A 25,337-nucleotide genomic window follows, 5' to 3' on the forward strand; every position below is an offset into this window, starting at 1 on the left:
TCACCACTCCTGGGAATCAGCTTGCCGTTGAGTCTTTTTCAGCGCCGCCGAGGCAATCACGATCACACCCGCGATCACGAGCACCGGGAGCACCGGTGCGTAGAAATGCGCGTGGCCGACCAGCCACGCCCCGGCCAGTGCCCCGGCGACCATGCTCACGAGGACTCCGGCCAACCGGCGCGCCACATGTCCCTTCAACGACCACGACGCGAGGCCGCTGGTCAGGCTGATGAGGGTCGCCGACGCCGCGGTGGTGGAGACGGCGGGCACGTGGAGCGCCCGGATGGCGTTCATCTGCAGCCCCATCCCGAACGCGTTCAGGCCGAGCAGGGCGTAGGTCACCGCGGGGGAGGGCGAGGTCGCCATCCACACCACGAGGAAGCCGACCTGCGCGAACAGAACCGCCACGAGCGTGCGGGACACCCCGGTGGGCCACACCGTGAAGACGTTCTCGTCCTCCACCTCCTCGTCCCCGTCGAACCGCCGGAGCAGCCACATCGCCACCGCGGCGCCCGCCATGAACGCGGCGAGGGAGACGATCACGGAGACCGGGTTCGGGCCGGCCGGTGGTCGCACACCGGCGAGGCCGAGTCCGAGGAACACGACGTTCCCGGTCTGGAACCCGGTGAACACCTTCCCGAAGGACAGGAAGCAGATCGCGTCGTAGATACCCGCCGAGAACGCCAACGCCACCAGTAGCCGGTCGCGAACGGCCACGAGCTTCGGCGTCGCGTGCACCGCGGCGTGGTCGACGTGCCGATCGGATAGCTCAGCTGTCATCATTCCTCCTCATTTCCTCATTCGCGAGTTTGTGCCCGCACGCGGCCACGCGTCCAATGAAATCCCTGTATCGAGCGATTACCGGTCAATCTTGAAAACGCGACCGCTCGCGCCGGAATGTGGACGTAACGGCACATCCACCGAAACAGGAGGACTCCGGATGACCACGACTTCCGAGCCGGCGGTGACGCCGGACGCCGGTGCCGCCCGGCCCGCGCTGACCGACGGGTACCACCTCGTCGTCGAAGCGCTCAAGCTCAACGACGTCGACACGATCTACGGCGTCGCCGGTATTCCCATCACCGACCTGGCCAGGGTCGCCCAGGCCGAGGGCATCCGCTACCTCGGCTTCCGGCACGAGAGCAACGCCGGGCACGCGGCCGCGGCGGCCGGCTTCCTGACGAAGAAGCCGGGCATCTGCCTCACGGTGTCCGCGCCGGGCTTCCTCAACGGGTTGACCGCACTCGCGAACGCCACCACGAACTGCTTCCCCATGGTGCAGATCTCCGGGTCCAGCGAGCGGCACCTCGTCGACCTCAAGCGCGGCGACTACGAGGAGATGGACCAGATGTCCGCGGCGGAACGGTTCGCCAAGGCCGCCTACCGGGTGGACCGGGCCGAGGACATCGGCCGCGGCGTCGCCCGGGCGATCCGCACGGCGGTCTCCGGCCGGCCGGGCGGGGTCTACCTCGACATCCCGGCCGCGGTGCTCGGCGAGGTCGTCGACGCGGCGGTAGCCGGGACGCTGTGGGGTGTCGTCGATGCCGCGCCGCGCCAGTTGCCCGCGCCCGAGGCCGTGGACCGGGCGATCGCCCTGCTCGCCCACGCACGCAAGCCCCTCGTGGTGCTCGGCAAGGGAGCCGCCTACGCCCAGGCCGACACGCAGATCCGGCGGTTCGTGGAGACCACGGGCCTGCCGTACCTGCCCATGTCGATGGCCAAGGGCCTGCTGCCCGACGACCACCCGCAGTCGGTGGCCGCGGCCAGGTCGCTGGCGCTGCGCGAGGCCGACGTGGTGCTCCTGGTCGGCGCGCGGCTGAACTGGCTGCTCGCGCACGGCGAGGCACCGCAGTGGAACCCGGACGCGGCGTTCATCCAGGTCGACATCCAAGCGTCCGAACTGGACAGCAACCAGCCGGTGGCCGCACCGCTCGTCGGCGACGTCGGCTCGGTGATGGCGGCGCTGCTCGACCGGCTCGCGCCTCCGCAGGTCACGGTCCCGGAGCCGTGGCGGCGCCAGGTCAGCGCCCCGCAGGCATGGCGGGACCGGCTTTCGGACAAGGTGGCGCAGAACGCGGCCAGGATGGCCACCCGCCTCGCGGCCGACCCGCACCCCATGCGGTTCGACGGCGCGTTGCGGGCGATCCGGGACGTCGTCCACACGCGCCCCGAGGTCTACGTGGTCAACGAGGGCGCCAACGCGCTCGACATCGCCCGCAACATCATCGACATGCGGGTGCCGCGCCATCGCCTCGACAGCGGTACCTGGGGCGTGATGGGCATCGGGATGGGCTACGCCATCGCCGCCGCCGTCGAGAGCGGCGCGCCGGTGGTGGCCGTCGAGGGCGACAGCGCGTTCGGGTTCAGCGGGATGGAGCTGGAGACGATCTGCCGCTACCGGCTGCCGGTCGTCACCGTGATCCTCAACAACGGCGGGATCTACAAGGGAGACGGCGTCAACCAGGTCTCCCCGGACCCGTCCCCGACCACGCTCATGCGGACCGCCCACCACGAACTGCTCATCGAGGCGTTCGGCGGCAAGGGTTACCGCGTGACCACGCCCGCCGAGCTCGCCGACGCGCTCACCGAGGCCCTGGACTCCGGCGGCCCCGCGCTCATCGACTGCGAGATCGACCCGACGGACGGCACCGAGAGCGGCCACCTCACCAACCTCAACCCGGCGGGCATCACCGTCGTGCCGGCCAAGTGACCCGGCGAACCGCTACTTCGAAGGAGACGGAAATCATGACCGAACTGCCTCTCACCGGCACCAAGGTGATCGACTTCACCGGCGTCCAGGCCGGCCCGGCGTGCACCCAGATGCTCGCCTGGTACGGGGCGGACGTCCTCAAGGTCGAGCGCGTCGACGGCGGGGACGTGACCCGCACCCAGCTGCGTGACATCCCCGACGTCGACGCCCTGTACTTCACCATGCTCAACAGCAACAAGCGGTCGCTCGCGATCAACACCCGGACGCCGGAAGGCCTGGCCGTCATGGAGCGGCTGATCCGGGACGCCGACATCCTGGTCGAGAACTTCGCGCCGGGCGCCATGGACCGCATGGGACTTTCGTGGGAGCGTATCCAGGAGCTCAACCCGCGCCTGATCTTCGGCTCGGTCAAGGGCTTCAACGACGAGTCCTCCTGGGCCGACCTGAAGGTCTACGAGAACGTGGCGCAGTGCGCCGGCGGCGCCGCTTCGACCACCGGCTTCTGGGACGGCCCGCCCACGATCAGCGCCGCGGCGCTCGGTGACAGCAACTCCGGGATGCACCTGCTGATCGGCCTCCTCACCGCGCTCGTCGACCGCGAAAAGACCGGCAAGGGGCAGAAGGTGTCGGTGTCCATGCAGGACGCCGTGCTCAACCTCTGCCGCGTCAAGCTGCGCGACCAGCAGCGGCTGGAGCGCGTCGGCTACCTGGAGGAGTACCCGCAGTACCCGAACGGGACGTTCACCGACGTGGTGCCGCGCGGCGGCAACGCGGGTGGCGGCGGGCAGCCCGGCTGGGTGCTGAAGTGCAAGGGCTGGGAGGACGACCCCAACGCCTACATCTACTTCACGATCCAGGAGCAGAACTGGGCCCGCACCTGCGAGGCCATCGGCAAGCCGGAGTGGGTGGCCGACCCCGAGTACGACACGGCGCGGGCCCGCGAGACGCACATCTTCGACATCTTCGCCGAGATCGAGAAGTGGCTGGCCGACAAGACCAAGTACGAGGCGGTCGACATCCTCCGGACCTTCGGGGTGCCGTGCGCGCCGGTGCTGTCCATGAAGGAGATCGCCCACGACGCCGACCTGCGCAAGAGCGGCACCGTGATCGAGGTCGAGCAGAAGGGGCGCGGCACCTACCTCACGGTCGGCAGCCCGGTGAAGTTCTCCGGCTTCACCCCCGAGATCACCGGCGCACCGCTGCTCGGCGAGCACACCGACGAAGTCCTCGCGAGCCTCGGCTACGACGCGGACGCCATCGCCCGGTTGCGGACCGAGAACGTCGTCGCTTGACCGTCCCGCCGAGCGCCCGGTGTGCGGATGCCCGCACACCGGGCGCTCGGCGTGCGCCCGGCCTGGTGCCGGGCGGCATGGCGGCCACGGAGGAATTGAGCCGGGCCCCGTGCTGGTCGTGGAGGACGACACCGAACTCGTCCGGATGATGACCACGTTGCTCTGACTGCGTTCCCGAGGCCGGCGCCCGCCACCTCATCGTGGTCCTGGAGAACCTGCTGCTCGCCGCGGACCGGGACGGCGAACGTGTCATTCCGTTCGCTCTCGGGTTTCTCGCCGAGGATGTGACCGTCGCAGTGGTAATTGCCTGGCCGTGGTGACACCCTTGCCGCAGCGAATCACGCCTGGTGGCGCGGAGAGAAGGTCGTCGTCGCGCCGGCTGCTCCCGGGGTGGCGATGCCCGGCACCGTGGACAGCGGGCGGGCGACGCTCTCCAGGGGCACGCGTTCGGCGCGGATGCCGAAGACGAGCTCGGCGACGCCGCCGATGACCATGACGCCGCCGCCGACGAGGTAGCCGACGAACAGGCGGGCCGGGTCGGATCCGGTGCCGATGAGGTCGCCGTAGAGCACGGGACCGACGGCGCCGAAGCACTGTGCGACGGCGAAGAACACCGCGATCGCCTGCCCGCGGACCTCGAGGGGGAAGATCTCGCTGACCGTGAGGTAGGCGGCGCTGGCGCCGGCCGAGGCGAAGAAGAAGATGACGCACCAGGCGATGGTCTGGGTGACCGCGGTCAGCAGGCCATGGTCGAACAGGTACGCGGTGACGGCGAGCAGCACGCCGGAGAGGAGGTAGGTCCCGGCGATCATCGGCTTGCGCCCGATCGTGTCGAACAGGCGCCCGATCGTGAGCGGGCCCAGCAGGTTCCCGGCCGCGAACCCGATCAGGTAGAGCGGCGCGTCGGCGCCGTCCACGCCGTAGAACTTGGTGAGGACCAGTACGTAGGTGAAGAAGATGGCGTTGTACAGGAAGGACTGGGTGATCATCAGGGTGGCGCCGAGCACGGACCGGCGCCAGTGCTGGACGAACAGCACCCGCAGCACGGCTGCGTACCCCACCTTGACCGGTTCGACTTCGATCGCGTCGTGCGGGTCCACCGGCGGCAGTGACCGTCCGGTCGCCGCTGCCCGCGCCTCGATCGCCGCCATGGCCCGTTCGGCCTCGGCCGCGCGGCCGTGCATCACCAGCCAGCGCGGGCTCTCCGGCAGGTTGCGCCGAACGTAGATGATCGCGACGGCGAGGACGGGGCCGAGCAGGAAGCCGAGCCGCCAGCCCCATGACGGGGGGAACACGTGCAGGAGCAGCAGGGTGCCGAGCGTGCCGAGGATCGCACCGGCCCAGTAGGTCCCGTTGACGCCGATGTCGACCCGGCCGCGGTACCGGGCGGGGATCATCTCGTCGATGGCCGAGTTGATCGCGGCGTACTCGCCGCCGATGCCCATGCCGGCGACGAGCCGCGTGGCGAACAGGAAGACGACCCAGCCCGTGCCGTGGCCGAGCGTCAGCGCGGTCAGCCCGCTGCCGACCAGGTACACCCCGAGGGTGACCACGAACAGCCTGCGCCGCCCGAGCCGGTCGGACAGCCTGCCGAACACGAGGGCGCCGACCACCTGGCCGACCAGGTAGACGGTGGCGATCATGCCGACCGCGGTGGTCGACATGCGCAGCGTGTCGGCGTCCCCCAGAACCCCGCCGACGGAGCTGGCGACGGTGATCTCCAACCCGTCGATCACCCAGGCGACACCGAGTGCCAGCACCAGGCGGGTGTGGAAGCGGGTCCACGGCAGCCGGTCCAGGCGCGCTGGGATCCGGCTGCGGACGACTCTGGACGATGCGTCGGCGACGGCGGCCTTTCGCCCGTGCGGTGCGGAGGAAGTCCTCATCGAGCACCTCGGCGAGCCGGCTTCCCGGTGAAGACGGACAAGGTTCTGTTCCGCACGTTCACGCTCCACTCCCTGGTGCGGTGATCCCGCCGTAGTTCGCGACGCCGAGCGCCACGGCGACGATCAGGCCGGTCGCGCCGACCGCGACCGCGATGCGCACTCGTGCGCGCACTTGGCTGAACGCGCCCGCCGCCGCTGCCTTTGCGCCGGCCGGCACGGCGGTCATCCACCGGTAGCCGAGTGCCGGCAGGAAGACCACCGTCGCGGCGATGATGACGAAGTCCGCGACGTTGAGGTAGTAAGCGCCGACGTGGATGAAGTCCACGGCCCCGCGAATGCTGCCCGGCGCGGTGACGCAGTGCAGGCCGAGGCGGTCGAGCAGGTTGCTGCTCCAACCGCCGACCGCCAGGGCCGCGGTGGTCCGGAGGACGACCGGGTAGCGGTTGCGCGCCAGGACGAGGACGGCGGCGGTCAGGACGAGGGAACTCACGAGGTCGAGCAGCCCGCCGGTCACGCGATTCGCGAACCAGGCGCCGACCGTGGACCCGACGAGCGGGTCGCCGCCGAAATTGATTTCCGCGTCGGAGACATCCCGCCAGGCCCACCACTTGGTCGCCTGGTCCACGATGACCACCGCGGCGACGAGGAACACGACCGTCCACTGTGGCCTGCTGAGCGTCGTTTCCCGGGGCGGGTCGAGGACGGCTGCGCCGATGTCGGGGTTCATGGGATGTCCTCCACGTGGTCCGCGAATGAGGGGCTCGCTCCCAGCGTCGCGTCCCGGTGCCCGTCGGACATCGCTGCCTGCGGCCGACTTTGACGGTGGCCAGCGGGGAATCCGGGCTTCCTGCGGGCTGCCCCCGCGGCCCCCCGCTGGCAGGGGGGACGACACCTGCCAGCGGGGAGGAACGGAACCGGCGTCTCCGGTGCGGTCGCGCGGACCTGAGTTCTCCCTACCCCGTAACGGGTTCGTCCACGGCAGAGCGACGGCGGCACGAACTCCGCTCGGAGCGCAGACGCCGTGAACGACAACGCCGCACCGACACAGTTCCTGGACCAGTGCGGGATCGACCACGCAGCCACCCCGTCCCGGGTGTCGAGGAAGTCCGCCACGGGCGATGCGGCTCGGCCGGCAGCCCCATGGCGTGGTGGCCGCGGGCTGGAGCGGAACCTCGGTGCTGAGGACGATGGTCCGCTGCCTGGGCAGGTTGACCATGAGGGCCTTGCCCGGGCCGTTGTTGGCGAGTGCGACGAACAGCCGTTTGCGCCACGCAGCCATGCCTGGTGTGCCGTCGCGGAGCACCAGCGGGCGGGACACGAAGCAGGTGGCCTCGTCGGGGGCGAAATCCGTTTCCGGGTACCGGCCGGCGACGTGGCGCAGGACATCGGGCAGGTCCGGCGTGTCCAGGAAACCGAACGTCACGGCGAGGTGGACGGTGCCGTCGTCCACACTCCGGCCACGGCACGTGTGGCACCTTTGCCGTGCGGCTGGACACGATCACGACGCGCTCGTGCCGGACGTGGTTGCCGGCGACGTTGGCCCGGAACGCCGGCGGGGTGCTTCGCCGAGACGCGATTCCCTTGCCTGGAAAGGTATGGGGTCATCCCGCCAGTCCGCCCAGTGCCGCACTGAGACCGGCGATGATCACGCCGGCCAAAGTGATCGAGGCGACCGAGGACAGGAAGCGGGTGCCGAAGAAGCGCCAGCGGATCCAGGCCAGTGCGAGCAGTTCGAACGCGATCACGCACACCGCCACGATCAACGCGGCCTGGTAATGGGGGATCAGGAACGGCAGCGTGTGCAGGATTCCGCCCAGCAAGGTGCCCGCGCCGGTGATCGCGCCGCGCACGTAGGGGTTGCCCCGGCCGGTGAGGTCGCCGGTGTCGGACAGGCCTTCCGAGAACGCCATGCTGACGCCCGCGCCGAGCGCGGTCGCGAGGCCCGCGAAGAACGCGTAGTGCGGGCTGTGCGTGGCCAGCACCACGGCGAAGATCGGCGCCAGCGTCGACAGTGAGCCGTCGATGAGTCCGGTCATCGCGGGCTGGATCCGCTGGAGCAGCACCGAGCGGGTCGGTGCCGGAATGAGGGCCGTCATCACGCCTCCGTCGTATTGTTGGGTCTCCTTCCAGCGTGCGGCTCCAGGCGGCGCACGTCGTCACCGCTAGCGGCGACCTCGGATTCCGGGTAGCCGCAATGCAGGGCGCCCGCGCACTTGAGATGCTGGTCTCGTGGTGAGCTGCATCATCGTCGACGACAACGCGGCGTTCCTGAACGCCGCGCGGCGATTGCTGCGGCGGCAGGGGATGACGGTCGCGGGTGTCGCCTCCACCGGAGCGGAGGCGCTGCGGCTGGTGGCGGAACAGCGGCCGGACGTGGCGCTGGTGGACATCGGCCTGGGCGCGGAAAGCGGTCTGGAGCTGGCCGGGCGGCTGGACGGGGTCCGGACCATCCTGATCTCGACGCGGTCCGGACAGGACTACCGGGACCTGATCGCCGACAGCCCCGCCATCGGGTTCCTGCCCAAGACGATCCTGTCCGCCCGCGCGATCCTGGACCTGCTGGACGGTGGCCGGGACGGCAGCAACGGAGCGCCTACTGGGCATCCAGGAACGTGACCACGGCCAGGACCCGCCGATGATCGTCCCCGGTTTCGGGCAGGTTCAGCTTGGAAAGGATGCTGCGTACGTGCTTCTCCACGGTGCCCTCGGCGACCCACAGCCGCTTCGCGATGCCGGCGTTGGAGCGGCCCTCGGCCATCAACGCCAGCACCTCCCGTTCCCGCGCGCTGAGCACCGCGAGCGGATCCTCTTTGCGGCGCACCGACACCAGCTCTCGCACCAGTGCCGGGTCCACCACGGAACCGCCGCGGGCGACGCGGTCCAGCGTGTCGAGGAACTCGGCTACGTCGGCGACCCGGCTCTTGAGCAGATAGCCGATGCCGCGGCCGCTGGCCAGCAGCTCCATGGCGTGCTCGACCTCGGCGTGCGCGGACAGCACCAGGATCGCGGTGCCGGGCAGTTCCGCGCGGATGACCCGCGCCGCCGCCAGGCCCTCCGTGCCGTGGGTGGGCGGCATCCGGATGTCCACGACCACGAGCTCCGGCCGGTGCTCGCGGACCACGTCGAGCACCCCGGGGCCGTCCCCGGCCTGCCCCACCACCTCGTAACCGGACCGGGCGAGCAGGCTCGCCAGCCCCTCGCGGAGGAGCACGTCGTCGTCGGCCAGGACTACCCGCGTTGCGGTCATACCGCGCATTATCGACCAGCGTGGGAGCCGGACGGGTGCGCGACGTGCGCGGCGGGCTGACCTTTCGCCTGGTCGTGGCCAGCGCCGTGCTCGCGGTGGTGGTCGCGGTGGCGTTCGCGGTCCTGCTGTCGTCGGTGGGCCGGCTGCGGGACCTCCAGCAGGAGGCCGGCCGGTCCGGCGAGGTCCTGGTCGGCGCCAACCACCTGGAGAAGCTGGTGGTGGACCTGGAGGCCGGCCAGCGCGGGTTCATCATCACGGCGCAGGAGGCGTTCCTGGATCCGTGGACGACCGCGCGGGCGGCGATTCCCGGGCAGGTGCGCGAGCTGGCGGCGCTGGTCGCGGACAACCCCACCCAGCTGGCCGCCGTGCGGCAGATCGACCAGACCATCACCTCCTACCTCGACGACTACTCGATCCCGCTGCTGAACACCACCCGCACCAACCCGGCCGCCGCGCGGACCATCGCCGTCACCCAGGAGGGCAAGGCCCGCATCGAGACCCTCCGCGCCGACTTCGACCGGTTCGGTGCGACGGAAACCACCAAAGCGGATCAGCGGCAGGCCCAAGCCGCGGCGGCCGACCACCGGGCGAGCGTGGCCGCCGCGTTCGGGCTGGCCGGCTCGCTCGCGCTCGTCGTGGCCTTCGGGGCCTATCTCACTTGTGCCATCGCCCGCCCGGTGCGCCGGGCCGCGGTCATGGCCGGCCGCATCGCGGGCGGTGACCTGGACGTCCAGCTCCCCGGCCACGGCCCCGGCGAGGTGGGCGTGCTGGAGCGCAGCTTCAACACCATGGCCGCGTCGATGCGCCGGAACCGGGCGGAGCTGGCCGCGTCCCGCGCCCGCATCGTGGCCGCCGGCGACCAGGCCCGTCGCCGCATCGAACGCGACCTGCACGACGGCATCCAGCAACGCCTCGTCTCGCTCGTGCTGGATCTGCGCACCGTCGAGGCCGAGCTGCCCGAGGACAACGCCGTGCAGGCGGGGCAGGTCGCGGACGGGTTGGCGGCCGCGCTGGACGAGTTGCGCGAGCTGTCCCGCGGCATTCACCCGGCGATCCTGTCCGAGGGCGGGCTCGGCCCCGCGCTCAAAGCCCTCGCCCGTCGCTCGCCGGTGCCGGTCGAGCTGGACCTGGACGTGCCGCAACGACCGGCCGAGCCCGTCGAGGTCGCCGCCTACTACGTGGTGTCCGAGGCACTCGCCAACGCCGCCAAGCACGCCGAGGCCACGGTCGTCACGATCGAGGCACGCTCCACAGTGGACCGCCTGTGCCTGAGGGTCCACGACGACGGCGTCGGCGGCGCGAGCCCCACGCCGGGCTCCGGGCTGGCCGGGCTGGTGGACCGGGTGGAGGCACTCGGCGGCACGCTGAAGCTGACCAGCCCGCCGGGAGACGGCACCGAACTGACCGTCGAACTGCCCTTGCTGCCCGCCGGCGCGGCGCCGGGGGACGCCCGCTAGGCCCGGTGCTCGGCGAGCAGCCGGCGGTCGCCCCGTCGGCGGTGACGCCGGCGACGTGACGTCGTCCGCCGGCACCAGGTCGACGCCGTGTTCGAGGGTGTCTCCGGCACGCGGGCGAGCGGGGATCGCACCCGCGGTGACCACGCTGCGCACGACGGCATCGGTACCACCGGTCGAACCGATCACCCACCAGCCGAGCCGGCGCCTTACCGCTAGCCGGTAGCGGGATTGGCCGCTGGTCGGGAAGGCAGCACGGCCGCGGGGTGGAAACGTGTTCGGTGCGCACCGGCAGAGAGGAAACGCCCATGTCACAGACGGACGAGCCCGAGGACCGGATGCTCGGCGCGACACCGGGGGAGCCGGCGCTGGGCCGGGGACCGGTGCCTCGCGGTGACCACGCGCGGCACGAGTACCACCATCCCGCCGCCGGGTGGGGTGCGGCCCGCAGCGTCGCCCAGGTGCTGAGGCGCGCGGGTGAGCCGGTGGACGGCGTCCGCGCGCTGTTCGTGATGAACCACGAGAACGGTGGTTTCGACTGCCCCGGGTGCGCGTGGCCGGACGACCCGACCGGGCTGCGCCTCGACATCTGCGAGAACGGCGTCAAGCACGCGACCTGGGAGCTGGCGCCGGCGCGGGCGAACGCGGAGTTCTTCGCCGCGCACACCGTCCGCGAGCTGGCGTCCTGGACCGACTACGACCTGGAGGCCGTGGGCCGGCTCGCGGAGCCGCTGTCCTACGACCCGGCGACGGACCGGTACGAGCCGATCTCCTGGGACGACGCGTTCGCGCTGGTCGGCGACACGCTGCGGGCGCTGGACAGCCCGCACCAGGCGTCGTTCTACACCTCGGGGCGGCTGTCCAACGAGGCGACGTTCCTCTACCAGCTGTGGGTGCGTGAGTTCGGCACGAACAACCTGCCGGACTGTTCGAACATGTGCCACGAAGCCAGCGGCCGCGCGATGACGGCGGCGATCGGCAGCGGGAAGGGCACGGTCGACCTGCACGACTGGGAGGCCGCCGACGCGATCTGGGTGCTGGGCGACAACGCCGCGTCGAACGCGCCGCGCATGCTGACCTGGCTGGCCGAGGCCGACCGGCGCGGCGCCCAGCTCGTCCACATCAACCCGCTGATCGAGGCGGCGTCCCGGCGCACGATCGTGCCGCACGAGTTCGTCGACATGGCGACCTTCCACACCACGCGGGTCGGCACGATGACCGTGCAGGTGCGGATCGGCGGCGACCTGGCCCTCCTGCGCGGCGTCGCGAAGGCGGTCTTCGAGCAGGACCCGGCCGCGCTCGACCACGACTTCATCGAGCGCTACACGCGCGGCTTCGCGGACTACCGCGCGCTGGTCGAGGCCACCCCGTGGGCCGACCTGGTCCGGGGCTCGGGCGTCCCCGAGGCGCGGATCCGCGAGCTGGCCGGCTCCTACCTGCGCTCGGAGCGGCTGATCATCGCCTGGTGCCTGGGCGTCACCCAGCACGAGCACGGCGTCGACACGGTGCGGGAGATCACCAACCTGTTGCTGCTGCGCGGCCACATCGGCCGGGAGGGCGCGGGTCCGTGCCCGGTGCGCGGGCACAGCAACGTGCAGGGCAACCGCACCTGTGGCATCACCCACCAGCCGCCCGAGCAGTTCCTCGACCGGCTCGCCGAGGTGTGCGGCATCGACCCGCCCCGCGAGCACGGCCTGGGCACCGTGGACACGATCGAGGCGATGCGCCGCGGCGACGTGAAGGTCTTCGTCGCGCTGGGCGGGAACTTCGCCCTGGCCACGCCGGACCAGCGGTACACGTACGCGGCACTGCGCACCTGCGAGCTGACCGTCCAGGTGAGCACCAAGCTGAACCGCAGCCACCTCGTGCACGGCCGGCGCGCGCTGATCCTCCCGTGCCTGGGCCGCACCGAGAAGGACCTGCAGGCGAGCGGCGAACAGGGCGTCACGGTCGAGGACGCGATGTCGATGGTGCACATCTCGTCCGGGATGCGGAAACCCGTGTCGCCGCACCTGCGGTCGGAGCCGGCGATCCTGGCCGGCATGGCCAGGGCGACGCTGCCGGACAGCGCGACACCGTGGGAGGAGTACGTCGCCGACTACGACCGGATCCGCGACACCATGGCCCGGGTCCTGGACGGATTCGAGGACGTCAACCGCCGCGCCCGCCAACCCCACGGCTTCCGCATCCACCAGTTCGCCCGGGAGCGGGTTTTCCGCACCCCATCGGGGATGGCCGAGTTCTCGCACCCACCGCTGCCCGACGACGTCGACCCCGGCGACGGCCGGCTGGTGCTGGCCACGATCCGATCCCACGACCAGTTCAACACCACGATCTATTCGAACGACGACCGCTACCGCGGCCTCAAGGGCCTGCGCACGGTGATCTTCATGAACGAGCACGACATGCGCGAGCGCGGCCTCGAGCAGTTCGCCCTCGTCGACGTCACCAGCTTCTCCAAGGACGGCTCGACGCGGACCGTCCACGGGTACCGCGCGGTCCAGTACGAGATCCCGGCCGGGTGCGCGGCGGGCTACATGCCCGAACTGAACGTCCTTTGTGGCATCGCCGACGTCTCGACCCAGAGCGAGCAGCCGGTGACCAAGCACCTCGTCGTCACGGTGACACCCGCACACGGGAGCTGACATGGACTTCGCCGCGTCGGCCTTCGCGCCCCTGGGCTTCTTCGGCTTGGGCGGACGTGGCGCTGTGGATGCGGTCAGCCGGTCCGTGGCCCGCGGCTCCATGCCGCCGGCGTCGTCCGCCGACGCGGACCTGACCGGCCGGCACTGGGCGACCGCTCCGCGGGGACGGCGGGCATGCTGACCCCGCGCCGGGCGCCGGTGAAGACGGGCGAACTGCCTGCTGCGACGCCGGGACGGCGACGCCCTCCGGCCGGCGGGGAAGCTCTCGTGGACACAGTGGACGGTGCGCGCCGGAGCCGGCGACGCTGGGTTCGTCCGGTCGCGGGCACGGTGGTGGCGGGTGTGCTCGTCGTCGCCGCGGTGACCCACCCGTCGGTGGTGACCGCGACGCTGCGGGTCCTGGTCGCGGTGCGCCCGGGCTGGCTGACGGCCGCGGTGCTCGTCGAGGTGGTGTCCGTGCTGGGAATCGCGCAGCTGCACCGGGTCCTGCTCGGCGCGGCGGGTGCGACGCGGCCCCGGACCGGGGACTACCTGGCGGTGACCTACGTCGGCGGTGCGGTCAGCAGCAGCCTGCCCGGCGGGCCGGCGCTCGCGATCGCCTATGTCTACCGGCAGCTGCGGGCTCGCGGTGTCGCGGAGGCTTCGGCCGCGTGGGCGCTGGTCGTCGCCGGTGCCGTGTCGACCGCGACGATCGCGCTGGTCGGCGGCACGGTGCTCACGCTCGCGGGCCACCTCACCGCCGTGACGGTGGTCCTCGGCGCGGCCGAGGTCGCGGCGGTGCCCGGGCTGATCGCCCTGGTCCGGTGGGCGGCGCGACATCCGCGCCCGGTGATCCGGTTCGCGTCCGCGGTGCTGGGCCGGTTCAACCTGCTGCGGCGCCGGCCTGTCCACACTGGACGCGAGCGGGTGGTCGCCGCCGCGTCGACGCTGAACGGCATCCGGCCGGCCTGGCGGCACTGGCTGGGCGCGGTGAGCTGGTCGGCGGTCAACTGGTGCGCCGACGCCGCGTGCCTGGCGCTGTGCCTGCTCGCCGTCGGCGCCGCGCTGCCGTCACCCGGCGCACTGGTGCTCGCCTACGTCGCCGGTGTGGTGACCACCACGCTGGCCGTGACACCGGCCGGCCTCGGGACGACGGAGGCCGCCATCACCACGGTGCTCGTCGCACACGGCAGCCCGGCCCAGCCCGCGCTGGCCGCCGTGCTGCTGTTCCGGCTCCTCAGCCCGGGCCTGAACACGGCCGTCGGCACGGCGATCGCCGCGATCCGCCGATCGCCCGGACCCGACCGGCCGGCCCGGCAGCCGGTTCGCGAAGGACTGGGTACCGGGGGAGGCGACCCTGAGCGGGATCGAGTCGGTGGCGTGGGCACTTGAGCAGGCCGGGCGCGACGTCGTGCGCGGGTGGGACACTGCGGGTTCGCAGGGTCGGCCGCCACCGGGCAGTGGCGCACAGCGACGAGGGACGTGCTGGGTGGCGACAGGGCCGGCAGACGTGTCGCCGCGGCTCAATCCCGGGGGAACGGCTGGACCGCCTGCTTGGCGGCGAAGGTGACCAGGATGCGGATCGCCGTCCCGATCGCGAGGTACAGCGCCGCGTTCGCGAACTGGACGGCCTCGCCGACGTGGACGGTGTACGGCCAGATCACGAAGGCCAGTGTCACCAGTCCCTCGATCCAGCCGAAGAACGCCATCGGGCGCGGCGCGAGCCGCAGGAGCACGTGCGCGACCGCGGTGGCCAGCAGGCTGCCGAGCACCGCGAACATCGCCAGCCAGGTCGCGCCGACGTAGTCGATCACGCTGTCCGCGTTGCCGGGCGCGATGACCGGGACGTCGAACACCCCGCGGACGACCAGCGCGCAAACGACCGCGACGAGTGCGGCGACCACGGCCGTCGCCGCGCCGCCGGTCCACAGGCTCCGCGAGTCGATCTTCGGCGGTTGCTGCTGCCGCTGTTCGAACCGTGTGTCCGTCATGTCTCGCTCCCATCGGCTGGTCCGTTCTCCTCACCCCAATGTGCGCTTCCGCCGATGCGGCGAGCATTGCTGTTACCAGGCATTCACCGCACCTGGACAGCAGGGGTTCGCCCGCCCGACCGTCAGCGATCGAGGTCCGCGTCCGCCGTGGCGAGCCGGAACGTCGCGATCGCGGCGGCGGCCAGGCAGAGGACGCCGAGAGCCAGGAGCCAGCCGATGTCGGCGAAGACGGTCAGTGCCGCGCCGACGAGCAGGGTGGCGCCGGCGAAGACCGGCAACGCCCGCGATGGCCCCGGATGGCCGGCGGTCGGCGGCTCCGGGACGACGCCGGGCCGGGATGCCGGATCCAGGCGACCGCGGAGGAAGAGCCGGAACAGGAGGATCAGGGACGGGACCAGCACCACCGCGCCCACGGCGACGACGACGGTCACGGCGACCAGCGTGGCGCGGTCGGCGGCGGCCTGGTCGATGGTGAGTCCGGGGAGGACGTACGGGCGTTGGGCCAGGGCCCAGCCGGCGACGATGGCGCCGACGGCGAGTGCCGCTGAGACACGGGCCCACCCGAAGCGGTTGCGCCACACCAGAATCAGCGTGACCAGACCGACCACAGTGGACAGTGCGACCATGCCGGCGCCGGGGCTGTGGGTCAGGCCGGTGTACAGGCCGGGTGCGTTGGCGCGGATGACGAGCAGGCCGCCGAGCGCGAGCGCGCCCGCGCACAGGCCGGACACCAGGGCGCGGGTGCGGAAGTGGCGCGTCAGAGCCCGCTCGCCCGACCGTCGCGCGTCGGCGGCCAGGTAGACGGCGGCGAGGTGGGCACCGGTGGCGACGGCCAGCGCGCCGGTCAGGATCGAGGTCGGGTTGAGCCAGCTGGTGACGAGGTCGCCGGCCGCGTTGCCGACCGGGACGCGGCCGGAGGCGATGCCGCCCACGACGGCGCCCAGTGCGAACGGCGTCAGGATCGACGACAAGGCGAACACGTTCTCGATCGCGTGACGGCCGGGTGCGTCGTCGAGCTGGCCGCGCAGCGCGTAGGAGGCGCCGCGCAGGATGATCCCCAGTGCGGCGATGAACAGGGGAACCGCGAGGGTCGAGGTGATCGAGCCGTAGGCCAGGGGGTAGGCGGTCCAGCACACCACCAGCACGAAGATCAGCCAGACGTGGTTGGCCTCCCAGACCGGGCCCATGGCGTGCCGGGCGTGGTCGCGGACCGAGCTCCGGCCGGTGAGAAGGGTCCACAGACCGGCGCCGAAGTCCGCGCCGGCGAGCACGGTGTACGCGGCGAGACCGGCGAGGATGAACAGCATCGGGACGTCAGCCATCGTGAGCCACCTCCGCGGTGTCCAGCGGTGCCCGGCTGAGCCGGCGGAGCAGCCACGCCACGCCGCAGGCCAGCGCCAGGTACACCAGGGCGAGGGCGCCGTAGCCGATCGGGATCCCGGACGCGCCCGTGACCGCCTGGTCGGTGTGCATGACGCCGTAGACGATCCAGGGCTGGCGGCCGACCTCCGTGGTGATCCAGCCGGCGATCAGCGCGACCACCGACAGCGGACCGGCCGCCACGACGGCGCGGTAGAACCACCGCGAGCGGGGCAGCTGCCTCCGCCGGAGCCGGATGTACAGGTACACCAGCCCCAGCAGCGCCAGCAGCGTTCCGATGCCGACCATCGTCTGGAACGCGAAGCGGACGACGTTGACCGGCGGCTGCTCGGCCAGCGGCACGGCGTCCAGGCCCTGGACCGTCGCGTTCGGGTTGTGGAAGGCCAGCAGCGACAGCAACTTCGGGATCGCGATGCCCCAGACCACCTCGTGGCCGTCGTACCAGCCCAGCAGGTGCTCCGGCGCGCCGTTGGTGGTCTGGGCCAGCCCCTCCATGGCGGCGAGTTTCGTCGGCTGGTACTGGCCGACCTCCCTTGCCGCCCAGTCACCGACGATCACCTGCAGCGGCGCCGCGACCGCCGCCGCGGACAGCGCGACCGTCAGCGCGGTGCGGTGGTACCGATCCCGGCGGCCCCGCAGGTATCCCCAGGCGTACGGGACGGCGAGCAGGAAGCCGGCGACGATGTAGGCGGCGAAGTACATGTGTGCGAACTCGTGCCAGAAGAAGGGGTTGCCGAACAGCGCCTGCCAGGGGTGCACGTCGACGACCCGGCCGTCCCGCACGGCGAACCCGCCGGGATGGTTCATCCAGCCGTTGACCGACAGGACGAACATCGAGCCGGCGACACCGGCGACCGCGACCGGGAGCCCGAGCAGGAAGTGCTTCCGGGGGGACAGCCGGTCCCACCCGTAGACGTAGATCGCGACGAAGATCGCCTCGATGAAGAACGAGAACCCTTCGAGGGTGAACCCGAGGCCGAACACGGCGCCGAAGTCCGTCATGAACCCCGGCCACAGCAGACCCAGCTCGAAGCTGAGGATGGTCCCGGTCACCACGCCGACCGCGAACAGCGCCAGCATCACCTTCGACCAGCGCCGCGCCAGCGTGCGGAAGTGGACGTCCCCCGTCCGCAGGTACCGCCACTCGCAGAACAGCACGAGCACGGGGAAAGCGATCCCGAAGCACACGAGCGGGATGTGCACCGCCAGCGACAACGCCTGCATCTGCCGAGCCTGGAACAGATAAGCCTGGTCGACCGGGGCGAAGCCGCTCGCCGAGGCCGAAGCGATCGCGATCATGGATTGCTCCTCACTGCCGGACACCAGCATCCTCTTCGGCGGCCGGTCCGGCTTCCCGGACAGCGGCAGGCCTTCGCTACCGGCTACCTGGAAGGGAGAACGGCCGCTGACCGTGCAGACCGGAGCCGGTGCCGTCGCGAGACTGGAGGGAGTCCACCGAAAACCCCCACGAACAAGGAGAAAGCCGATGCGCTGCCTCGACTGTGCGAGCAACGGCGACGACCGGCCCGCGATCGGCATGTGCACGACCTGCGGCGCCGGCGTCTGCGAGTCGTGTGTCCGCGTCGGGCACCAGTCCCTCCGGGACTTCACGGGTCTCGCGCCGATGGACGGCTCCATCATCGAGATCCGCAAGCTCGCGTGCCCGCCCTGCGCGACGGCGCTGGGCGCCCATCACGCCGGCCGCTACCACTTCGCGGCGCCGGCCGGACACGGGCCGGGGATCCGGTAAGCAGGCGTGCCACACTTCGGGCCCCCGGAGCCGACTTTCGGCTCCGGGGGCCCGAATGCGTGGAACAGGGGGCACGGGCACTCGACCGGAGTCCGTGCACACCCGCGCCCGGCACGGCGGCGCCGGCTCACGACTCACGCCGCGTGCACGTCGAGAAGCGGGTGCGAAGGCCCGGTGGTCGCGAGACGGAACGGCAGCGGTGGCCAGGGCGTCGAGCAGCGCGGTGCTGATCGAGCCACCCACCTGCCGGCCGGCCATCCGCACGCCGAGCGTCGCGCGGCTCATCGCCGCGCATCCGGGGTCCCTTCCTGGTGGTTCACGACCTCGCCGCGGTGGGCGCCGGCGCGGCGGTGCGCCGCCGGATGAGTTCGGCGACGGCCAGCAGCAGCGCCAGCGCCATGAACCCCGCGGCGGCCAGTACGGCGTCGGAGACTGCGGCCGGGTAGTCGCTCCCGCTGGTGAGGAGGACGTGGTAGAAGATCGTGGTGAGCGCGGCCGTGCCGATCGCCGCGCCGACGCGCTGCGCGGTCTGCAACGCCCCGCCGGCCGCACCCGCCATGCTCACCGGCACGTCCTGCAGGGTGAGGGTCATGTTCGGCGAGGTCACCATCCCGCCGCCGAGGCCGGCCAGGAACAGCGGCGCGACGGTCACCCAGTACGACGAGCCGGCAGAGGCGTGCCGCAACAGCAGCGCGGTGACGGTCAGCCCGATGATCCCGGCGGCCAGCCCGCACACGGTCACCCACCGCCCCAGCCGGGACACGAGCCGGCCGGCGATCACCGAGGAGATGGTCACGCCCAGCGCGAACGGGGTCACCGCCAGGCCCGACCGCAGCGGCGTGTAGCCCAGGCCGTCCTGGAAGAAGAGCGCGAGCACCAGCCAGATGCCGGTGAACCCGACGAAGTAGACCAGACCGATGCCCGTCCCGGCGGGGTAACCGCGGGTGCGCAACAGCTGCGGGTTCAGCAGCGGCTGGTGCCCGCGCCGGCTGGTCCGCGCCTCCCACCACGGGAAGAGCACCAGCAGCAGGGCCGCCACCGGCCAGAGCGGCCACAGCCGGTGCGCGCCGCCGTCCCCGGCGTCGACCAGCGGGATCAGCAGCGCGAGCACGCCGCCGCCGAGCAGCAGCGCGCCGACCAGGTCCAGGTGCACGTCACGCCACCCGCCACCCGCCGTGGCGGGCACGAGCCGGGCCGCGAGCACCAGCGCGACGAGGCCGATCGGCACGTTGACGTAGAAGACCCAGCGCCAGGCGTCCGGGCCGGCGACCGCGCCCAGGATCACCCCGCCGATCACCGGGCCGGCCGCGGTGGCGAGCCCGATGGTCGCGCCGAGGACCCCGAACGCGCGACCGCGTTCGGGGCCGGAGAACAGTTCCTGCACGAGGCCGGAGTTCTGCGGGATGAGCAGGCCGCCGGCGACGCCTTGGACGAGCCGGGCGGCGATCAGCAGCCCGGCGGTGGGCGCCGCACCGGTCACCGCACTGGCCACCGTGAACGCGGCCAGCGCGATCAGGAACATCCGCCGCCGCCCCAGGACGTCGCCCAGCCGGCCGGCCGGCACCAGGGTCAGCCCCAGTGTCAGCGCGTAGCCGGACACCACCCACTGCACGGTGGCCGCCGGCGCGGAAAGGCCTCGCTCGATCGAGGGCAGCGCCACGTTCACGATGCTCACGTCGAGCAGCACCATGAACGCGGCCAGCTGCGTCACGGCCAGGGCGTGCCAGCGGCGCCGATCCGGCGCCTCGCTTCGCGCGGCCGGGCCGGTTCGTTCTCGTGCCGTCGTCATGGCTGTCTCCTGGTGACCTGGTCGAGGACCATGTCCACGTCCATGCCGTCGATGGTTTCCCGGTCCAGCAACAGTTCGGTGAGGTCGTCGAGCGCGACGCGGTGGCCGGTGAGAAGGGCGACGGCGCGGTGCTCGGCCTCGCGGAGCAGCCTGGTCACCTCGCGGTCGATCAGCCGTTGCGTGGCCTCGGCGTAGGTGCGGCCGGTGACCTGCTCGCCACCGAGGAACGTCGGCCGCTCGGCGCCGAAGCCGACCGGGCCGACCGCGGCGCTCATGCCGAACTCACGCACCATTCGGGTGGCGAGGGCGGTCGCGCCGGCCAGATCGTCGGCCGCGCCCGTGGAGACCGCGCCGAACACGACGAGCTCCGCGGCCCGGCCGCCCATCCGGATGGCGAGCGAGTCGTGCAGGTAGCCCGCCGAGTACAGGTGCCGCTCGTCGACCGGAAGCTGCTCGGTCACGCCGAGGGCCTGGCCGGCCGGCAGGATCGTCACCTTGGCGACGGGATCGCCGTGTTCGGACAGCGCGGCGACCAGCGCGTGGCCGCTCTCGTGCACCGCGACCGCGTGCTTTTCCTCCGGCAGCAGGGCGTTCGAGCTGTCCCGGTGGCCGAGCAGGATCCGGTCGCGCGCCTCGGCGAAGTCCAGCGCGTCGAGCACGTCGCGGCCGCGGCGCACTGCGAAGATCGCGGACTCGTTGATCAGGTTGGCGAGGTCGGCGCCGGAGAACCCCGGGGTGCCCCGGGCGACGACGGTGAGGTCGACGTCGTCGTCGAGCAGCTTGCCCTTGCTGTGCACCGCGAGGATCGCGAGGCGTTCCCGTTGCGTCGGCAGCGGGATGACGACCTGGCGGTCGAAGCGGCCCGGGCGCAGCAGCGCCGGGTCCAGCACCTCGGGCCGGTTGGTGGCCCCGATCACGACGACCCCGGTGGCCGGGTCGAAGCCGTCCATCTCGGCGAGCATCTGGTTGAGGGTCTGGTCCCGCTCGTCGTTGCTGACCAGCTGCCCGCCCCGCTTGTGGCCGATCGCGTCGATCTCGTCGATGAACACGATGGAGGGGGCGCGTTTGCGTGCGTCGGCGAACAGGTCGCGGACGCGGGCCGCGCCGACCCCGACGAACATCTCGACGAAGCTCGAGCCGGTGACCGAGATGAACGGCACCCCGGCCTCGCCGGCCACCGCCCTGGCCAGCAACGTCTTGCCGGTCCCCGGCGGCCCGACCATCAGCAGGCCCTTGGGACCGACCGCACCCGCGCGCCGGTAGCGTTCCGGGTTGCGCAGGAAGTCGACCACCTCGGTGACCTCCTGCTTGGGACCGTCGTAGCCGGCGACGTCGGCGAAGGTCGTCGCCGGCCGCTCGGTGTCGAACACCTTGCCCTTGGCGCGGCCGATCCCGCCGAGCCGCGCCATCTGCCGGCGCGCCGAGCGGCCCATCCAGAGGAACAGGCCGACCACGACGATCAGCGGCAGGAAGTTCAGCAGGGTCGCGAGGATCGACGACTGCGCCGGCTGCGTGGTGACGGCCACGTTGTGGGTGTCGAGCAGCTGCGCGAACTGCGGATCGGCGATCCCGGGCGGATAGCTGGAGGTGAAGGCCGTGCCGTTGGTGAGCGTGCCCGAGATGTTCCCGTCGGGCCCGATCGCGACCGACCGCACCTGGTTCGCCGCGATGTCGGTCTTCAGCTGGGAGTAGCCGACCTGCTCCGCGCTGCCGCCCGAAGACCCGGACGGGACGAAGAACAGGGCCAGGGTGGCGATCACTCCCGCCAGCAGCAACCACTTCCGCCACCTCGGTGGGGGCGGCGGCGCGGGCCGCCGGCCCGGCGGTGGGTCCGGCGGCCGGTCACCGGTGTGCTGCCGGGCGCCCCTCGAACCGACTGACCTGCTGATCATGGTGATCCCCTTTCCGGCAATCAGCCGGGGTACTGGCCGAGGGTGACCTGAACGGTCTGCGACGTCCCGTCCGGCGTGGTGACCGCCACCGGCACGGTCTGGCCGGGCTTCAGGCCGGCGACGGTCTCGGCGAGCGTGGTCGGGTCGGGCGTGGGGGTGCCGTTGACCGCGGTGATCACGTCCCCGGTCGTGATGCCCGCGCGCGCGGCGCCGCCGCCCGCGTCCACCTCGGTCACCAGCACCCAGCCGCTGGTCGTCGCGCCGACCTGCACGCCCAGGTACGCCCGGTTGGTGTCGGTCACGGTGCCCGTGTTGACGAGCTGGATGGCGATGTTGTGCACCATGTTGGCCGGGATGGCGAAGCCGATGCCCGGGGCGGCGCCGCCGCCCAGCTGCGGGTCCGTGGCCGCGAGGGTCGGGATGCCGACCACCTGGCCGTCGAGGTTCACCAGCGCGCCACCCGAGTTGCCCGGGTTGATCGCGGCACTGGTCTGGATCACGTTGGGCAGCACGACCCCGTTGTCCTCGCTCACGGTCCGGCCGAGCGCGCTGACGATTCCCTCGGTGACACTGCTCTTGAGCCCGAGTGGGTTGCCGACCGCCATGACGACGTCGCCGTCGGACAGGTTCTTGGAATCGGCGAACGTGGCGGCCTGCAGGCCGGGGGCGGTGATGTGGAGGACGGCCAGGTCGTCCGGCTGGAAGCTGCCGATGAACTTCGCGGCGTACTGCTTGCCGTTGGCCAGGGTGACCTGCAAGGAGTTGCCGCCGGCGACCACGTGGTCGTTCGTCACGATGTCACCCCCGGTGTCGAAGACGATTCCCGAACCCAGACCCTGGCTGGTGGTGATCTGCACGACCGACGGACCGATGTCCTTGACGACGTTGACGAACTGCCCCTGCACCGCCTGCGCGGCCTGCGCGACGGGCGTGGTCCCCTCGGTCGACCCCGTGGCACCCGGGGCGGAAGAATCGCAACCGGCCAGGAACACCAGTGCGGTCGCGGCGGTTCCGCCGACGACGAGTGTCCTGAGTCGATGGTGTCCGCTCGAGGTGGTCATGTCCCTGGCCTCTCTGTGGGTGAACGTCTGCTGTCAGCGTCGCGGCCGGACCGCCTGACGTCTGCGCGGCCAGCGGGAAACCGTGCTACCGGCTACCCGGAATCCCGTGGCACCGCTGCCTACGACGGAATCTCGGGACCGAGGAAGAGGGTGCGTGTTCGGGGAGGTGGAAGGCCTGCGCCCAGGATCAGCCGGTCGGGCGGGCTGAATCCCGGGAACCATGATCGGCGGGTGCCAGCGGCAGCGTGAGGGTCAGCAGTGCGCCTCCGCCGGGGTTGTCGCCGGCCGAGACGTGGCCGCCGTGGCGGGCGGCGATTTCCCCGACCAAGGCCAGTCCGATGCCGTAGTGGCGGCGAGGTGAGGTGCCCTCGAGCGCGCCGTCGCGCCGGGTGGAGGAGAACCGCTCGAACAGGCCGGGCAGCACGGCCGCGTCGATTCCGGGCCCGTCGTCGCCGACTTCGAGCACGCCCGTGGTTCCCGACCGCCTGGTGGTGATCGTGACCGAGGAACGGGCGTGGGCCACGGCGTTGTCGACCAAGGCGGTCACCGCGCGGAGGAGACCGCCGCGGGTGCCGCGGACGAGCACCGGCGCCGCCGCCGGGTGCGCCTCGATGGTGACGGAACGCTCGACGGCGGCCGGGGCGCCGGCCGCGGCGGCCCGTGCGGCGACCTCCACCAGGTCGATCGTGGCGGTGAGCCCGTCCGTGCGGACGTCGGCGGCGAGCAGGAGGTCCTCGAGGATGTCGGTGAGGTGCCCGGCGTCCGCGACGACGCCGTCGACCTCGGCGGTCAACCGTTGAGGATCGGCGCCTTGCCGCAAGTGCCGGCGCAGCACCTGCGCGCGGGTCGACAGCAGCGTCAGCGGGGTGCGCAGTTCGTGACTGGCGTCGGCCACGAAGCGCCGTTGCAGGCCCAGCGCCGCGGCCATCGGCGCCACCGCGCGTCGTCCCAGCCACACACCCGTGCACATGGCGAGCAGCAGTCCCAGGCCGCCGCTGGCGAGCATCGCGGCGAGCAAGCGGTCGCGCTCTTCGTGGCCGGCGCGCAGGTCCAGGGCCGCCTGGACGACTTGCCCGTTCCGTACCCGCGTGTACACCCGGTAGTCCGCGCCGTTGCTCTGGACGTCGCCGGTTTCGGCGACGCCGGTTCTGGCGACGGCGGCCAGGGCCGCCCGGTCGGGCAGGACGGCGGGGGCGCCCGGTGTCGTGCTCAGGCCGCCCGGTCCTTGGATGGCCAGCCACACCCCGGCCGGTGGGTCCTGCACGTCCTCGGCCTGTGCGGTGGTCTGCTGGAGGAGCGTGGTGGCGGCGCGCTGCTGGCTGTCCAGCACCATGAACACCGCCAGTGCCGAGAGCAGCACGACGATCGCCGTGACGGAACACCCGACCTGGACGCCCAGCCGCCACGCCGCTCGTCGCACCAGCCTCGCTTCGGGCGAAGCCGGCGTTCGCGGCCGCCGGGTCACGGGGTGCCCAGCTGGTAGCCGCGGCCGTGGACCGTGGCGATCACGGCGCGTCCGAGCTTGCGACGCAGGTAGGACACGTAGGTGTCGACGATCGCCTCGCTGTCGGCCTCCGGGAAGGCCAGGCTCAGCAGATCGCGCCGGGTGAACACGCGGGAGGGACGGCCGGCGAGGGTGGCCAGCAGCGCGCATTCCCGTTCGGACAACCGGACCGGCTCGGACAGGCCGTCCGCGCGGTCCGGACCCGGCACCACCTGGCGCGTGTCCAGGTTCAGTCGCCCGGTCCCGACCGGCAGGATCCGCGCGACGTCGAGGTGGCGACGGCGCAACGCACGCAGCCTGGCCAGCAGTTCGTCCACATCGAACGGTTTGGCCAGGTAGTCCTCGGCGCCGGCGTCCAGGCCGGCCACCCGGTCGGCGGGGTTGCCGAGCGCCGAGAGCACCAGCACCGGGGTCGTCATGCCCTGGCCGCGCAAGCGGGTGAGCACGTCGAGTCCGTCCAGCGCGGGCAGTCCCCGGTCGAGGATCACCACGTCGTAGTCCCGCACGAGCCCGAGGTGCAGGCCGCGGTGTCCGTCAGTGGCGGTTTCGACCTGGTACCCCTCCTCGGTCAGCAGGTCGGTGAGGAGCCCGACCAGCTCAGGGTTGTCTTCGACCAGCAGAACCCGGCCGGAGCCCGCGGTGTCCATGCCGCCATGGTGCCAAGCCCGGCCGCTCCCGGCACCCGCGCCGCGACCGCGGCTTCCCAGATTTTCCCCAGGACTCCTGTCGACACTGGGCCCAGGGACCACCGGAAAAA

Annotated in this window: 21 protein-coding genes and 1 pseudogene; 8 read left to right on the forward strand and 14 right to left on the reverse strand. The window is 71.9% G+C overall.

Going from position 1 to position 25,337, the window contains the following annotated elements:
* Positions 1 to 780 (reverse strand): YoaK family protein, encoded by a 780-nt coding sequence (locus tag OG738_RS26745; RefSeq protein WP_329044970.1) that lies wholly within the window; start codon positions 778 to 780, stop codon positions 1 to 3.
* Positions 781 to 940: 160 nt separating this feature from the next.
* On the opposite strand from OG738_RS26745, the gene oxc reads away from it, so the two are divergent.
* Complete coding sequence (oxc, locus tag OG738_RS26750; protein WP_329044972.1) at positions 941 to 2,710, forward strand: oxalyl-CoA decarboxylase; 1,770 nt, start codon at positions 941 to 943, stop codon at positions 2,708 to 2,710.
* Positions 2,711 to 2,745: 35 nt separating this feature from the next.
* Positions 2,746 to 4,002, forward strand: a complete 1,257-nt coding sequence (gene frc / locus OG738_RS26755; RefSeq protein WP_329044973.1) for a formyl-CoA transferase — start codon at positions 2,746 to 2,748, stop codon at positions 4,000 to 4,002.
* Between the two features lie 338 nt (positions 4,003 to 4,340).
* On the opposite strand, the gene OG738_RS26760 is transcribed toward frc, so the two are convergent.
* The 4 genes and pseudogenes from OG738_RS26760 to OG738_RS26770 form a co-directional block, all read right to left on the reverse strand.
* Entirely contained in the window at positions 4,341 to 5,888 is a 1,548-nt protein-coding gene (locus tag OG738_RS26760) for an MFS transporter (RefSeq protein ID WP_329044974.1), read from the reverse strand.
* Between the two features lie 58 nt (positions 5,889 to 5,946).
* Complete coding sequence (locus tag OG738_RS26765; RefSeq protein WP_329044976.1) at positions 5,947 to 6,615, reverse strand: signal peptidase II; 669 nt, start codon at positions 6,613 to 6,615, stop codon at positions 5,947 to 5,949.
* Positions 6,616 to 7,068: 453 nt separating this feature from the next.
* A pseudogene (locus OG738_RS44720) lies at positions 7,069 to 7,338 on the reverse strand (KUP/HAK/KT family potassium transporter); the annotation flags it as partial.
* A 151-nt stretch (positions 7,339 to 7,489) separates the two neighbouring features.
* Positions 7,490 to 7,984 (reverse strand): hypothetical protein, encoded by a 495-nt coding sequence (locus OG738_RS26770; RefSeq protein ID WP_329044978.1) that lies wholly within the window; start codon positions 7,982 to 7,984, stop codon positions 7,490 to 7,492.
* A gap of 133 nt (positions 7,985 to 8,117) precedes the next feature.
* Here OG738_RS26770 and OG738_RS26775 point away from each other — a divergent pair, with 133 nt between their 5' ends.
* Positions 8,118 to 8,504 carry a response regulator gene (locus OG738_RS26775; RefSeq protein ID WP_329044980.1) on the forward strand — a complete coding sequence of 129 codons (387 nt, stop codon included), beginning with the start codon at positions 8,118 to 8,120 and terminating at the stop codon, positions 8,502 to 8,504.
* Here OG738_RS26775 and OG738_RS26780 read toward each other — a convergent pair.
* Entirely contained in the window at positions 8,482 to 9,135 is a 654-nt protein-coding gene (locus tag OG738_RS26780) for a response regulator transcription factor (RefSeq protein WP_329044982.1), read from the reverse strand. The two genes, OG738_RS26775 and OG738_RS26780, sit on opposite strands and share 23 nt — an antisense overlap.
* Before the next feature lie 35 nt (positions 9,136 to 9,170).
* Here OG738_RS26780 and OG738_RS26785 point away from each other — a divergent pair, with 35 nt between their 5' ends.
* From OG738_RS26785 to OG738_RS26800, 4 genes are all read left to right on the forward strand, one after another.
* Entirely contained in the window at positions 9,171 to 10,592 is a 1,422-nt protein-coding gene (locus OG738_RS26785; RefSeq protein ID WP_329044984.1) for a CHASE3 domain-containing protein, read from the forward strand.
* Positions 10,593 to 10,897: 305 nt separating this feature from the next.
* On the forward strand, positions 10,898 to 13,234 hold the full coding sequence (locus OG738_RS26790) for an FdhF/YdeP family oxidoreductase (RefSeq protein WP_329044986.1): 2,337 nt from the start codon (positions 10,898 to 10,900) through the stop codon (positions 13,232 to 13,234).
* Between the two features lies 1 nt (position 13,235).
* The gene (locus OG738_RS26795) at positions 13,236 to 13,415 is read left to right on the forward strand and encodes a hypothetical protein (protein ID WP_329044987.1); all 180 of its coding nucleotides are present in this window, start codon (positions 13,236 to 13,238) and stop codon (positions 13,413 to 13,415) included.
* Between the two features lie 86 nt (positions 13,416 to 13,501).
* A complete protein-coding gene (locus OG738_RS26800; protein WP_329044988.1) occupies positions 13,502 to 14,605 on the forward strand; it encodes a lysylphosphatidylglycerol synthase transmembrane domain-containing protein in 1,104 nt (367 codons plus the stop codon).
* 131 nt (positions 14,606 to 14,736) lie between these two features.
* Here OG738_RS26800 and OG738_RS26805 read toward each other — a convergent pair whose 3' ends face one another.
* The 3 genes from OG738_RS26805 to OG738_RS26815 all read right to left on the reverse strand — a co-directional run bounded on the left by OG738_RS26805 (position 14,737) and on the right by OG738_RS26815 (position 17,883).
* On the reverse strand, positions 14,737 to 15,204 hold the full coding sequence (locus tag OG738_RS26805; protein WP_329044990.1) for a DUF6069 family protein: 468 nt from the start codon (positions 15,202 to 15,204) through the stop codon (positions 14,737 to 14,739).
* A 122-nt stretch (positions 15,205 to 15,326) separates the two neighbouring features.
* Positions 15,327 to 16,526: a cytochrome d ubiquinol oxidase subunit II gene (locus OG738_RS26810; RefSeq protein ID WP_329044991.1), complete on the reverse strand. Its 1,200-nt coding sequence runs from the start codon at positions 16,524 to 16,526 to the stop codon at positions 15,327 to 15,329.
* On the reverse strand, positions 16,519 to 17,883 hold the full coding sequence (locus OG738_RS26815) for a cytochrome ubiquinol oxidase subunit I (RefSeq protein ID WP_329044992.1): 1,365 nt from the start codon (positions 17,881 to 17,883) through the stop codon (positions 16,519 to 16,521). The genes OG738_RS26810 and OG738_RS26815 overlap by 8 nt, the downstream gene beginning before the upstream one ends.
* 187 nt (positions 17,884 to 18,070) lie before the next feature.
* Between OG738_RS26815 and OG738_RS26820 the strand changes: the two genes are divergently transcribed.
* Positions 18,071 to 18,334: a DUF2180 family protein gene (locus OG738_RS26820; RefSeq protein WP_329044993.1), complete on the forward strand. Its 264-nt coding sequence runs from the start codon at positions 18,071 to 18,073 to the stop codon at positions 18,332 to 18,334.
* 316 nt (positions 18,335 to 18,650) lie between these two features.
* On the opposite strand, the gene OG738_RS26825 is transcribed toward OG738_RS26820, so the two are convergent.
* From OG738_RS26825 to OG738_RS26845, 5 genes are all read right to left on the reverse strand, one after another.
* Complete coding sequence (locus OG738_RS26825; RefSeq protein ID WP_329044994.1) at positions 18,651 to 20,123, reverse strand: MFS transporter; 1,473 nt, start codon at positions 20,121 to 20,123, stop codon at positions 18,651 to 18,653.
* Positions 20,120 to 21,898, reverse strand: a complete 1,779-nt coding sequence (gene ftsH, locus OG738_RS26830) for an ATP-dependent zinc metalloprotease FtsH (RefSeq protein WP_329044995.1) — start codon at positions 21,896 to 21,898, stop codon at positions 20,120 to 20,122. Before ftsH ends, OG738_RS26825 begins: the two co-directional genes overlap by 4 nt.
* A gap of 137 nt (positions 21,899 to 22,035) precedes the next feature.
* On the reverse strand, positions 22,036 to 23,076 hold the full coding sequence (locus OG738_RS26835) for a S1C family serine protease (protein ID WP_329044996.1): 1,041 nt from the start codon (positions 23,074 to 23,076) through the stop codon (positions 22,036 to 22,038).
* Between the two features lie 187 nt (positions 23,077 to 23,263).
* The gene (locus OG738_RS26840; protein ID WP_329044997.1) at positions 23,264 to 24,496 is read right to left on the reverse strand and encodes a sensor histidine kinase; all 1,233 of its coding nucleotides are present in this window, start codon (positions 24,494 to 24,496) and stop codon (positions 23,264 to 23,266) included.
* A gap of 41 nt (positions 24,497 to 24,537) precedes the next feature.
* The gene (locus tag OG738_RS26845) at positions 24,538 to 25,227 is read right to left on the reverse strand and encodes a response regulator transcription factor (protein WP_329044998.1); all 690 of its coding nucleotides are present in this window, start codon (positions 25,225 to 25,227) and stop codon (positions 24,538 to 24,540) included.
* Positions 25,228 to 25,337 lie beyond the last annotated feature (110 nt).

The organism is Amycolatopsis sp. NBC_01488, from assembly GCF_036227105.1.
GTDB lineage: Bacteria > Actinomycetota > Actinomycetes > Mycobacteriales > Pseudonocardiaceae > Amycolatopsis.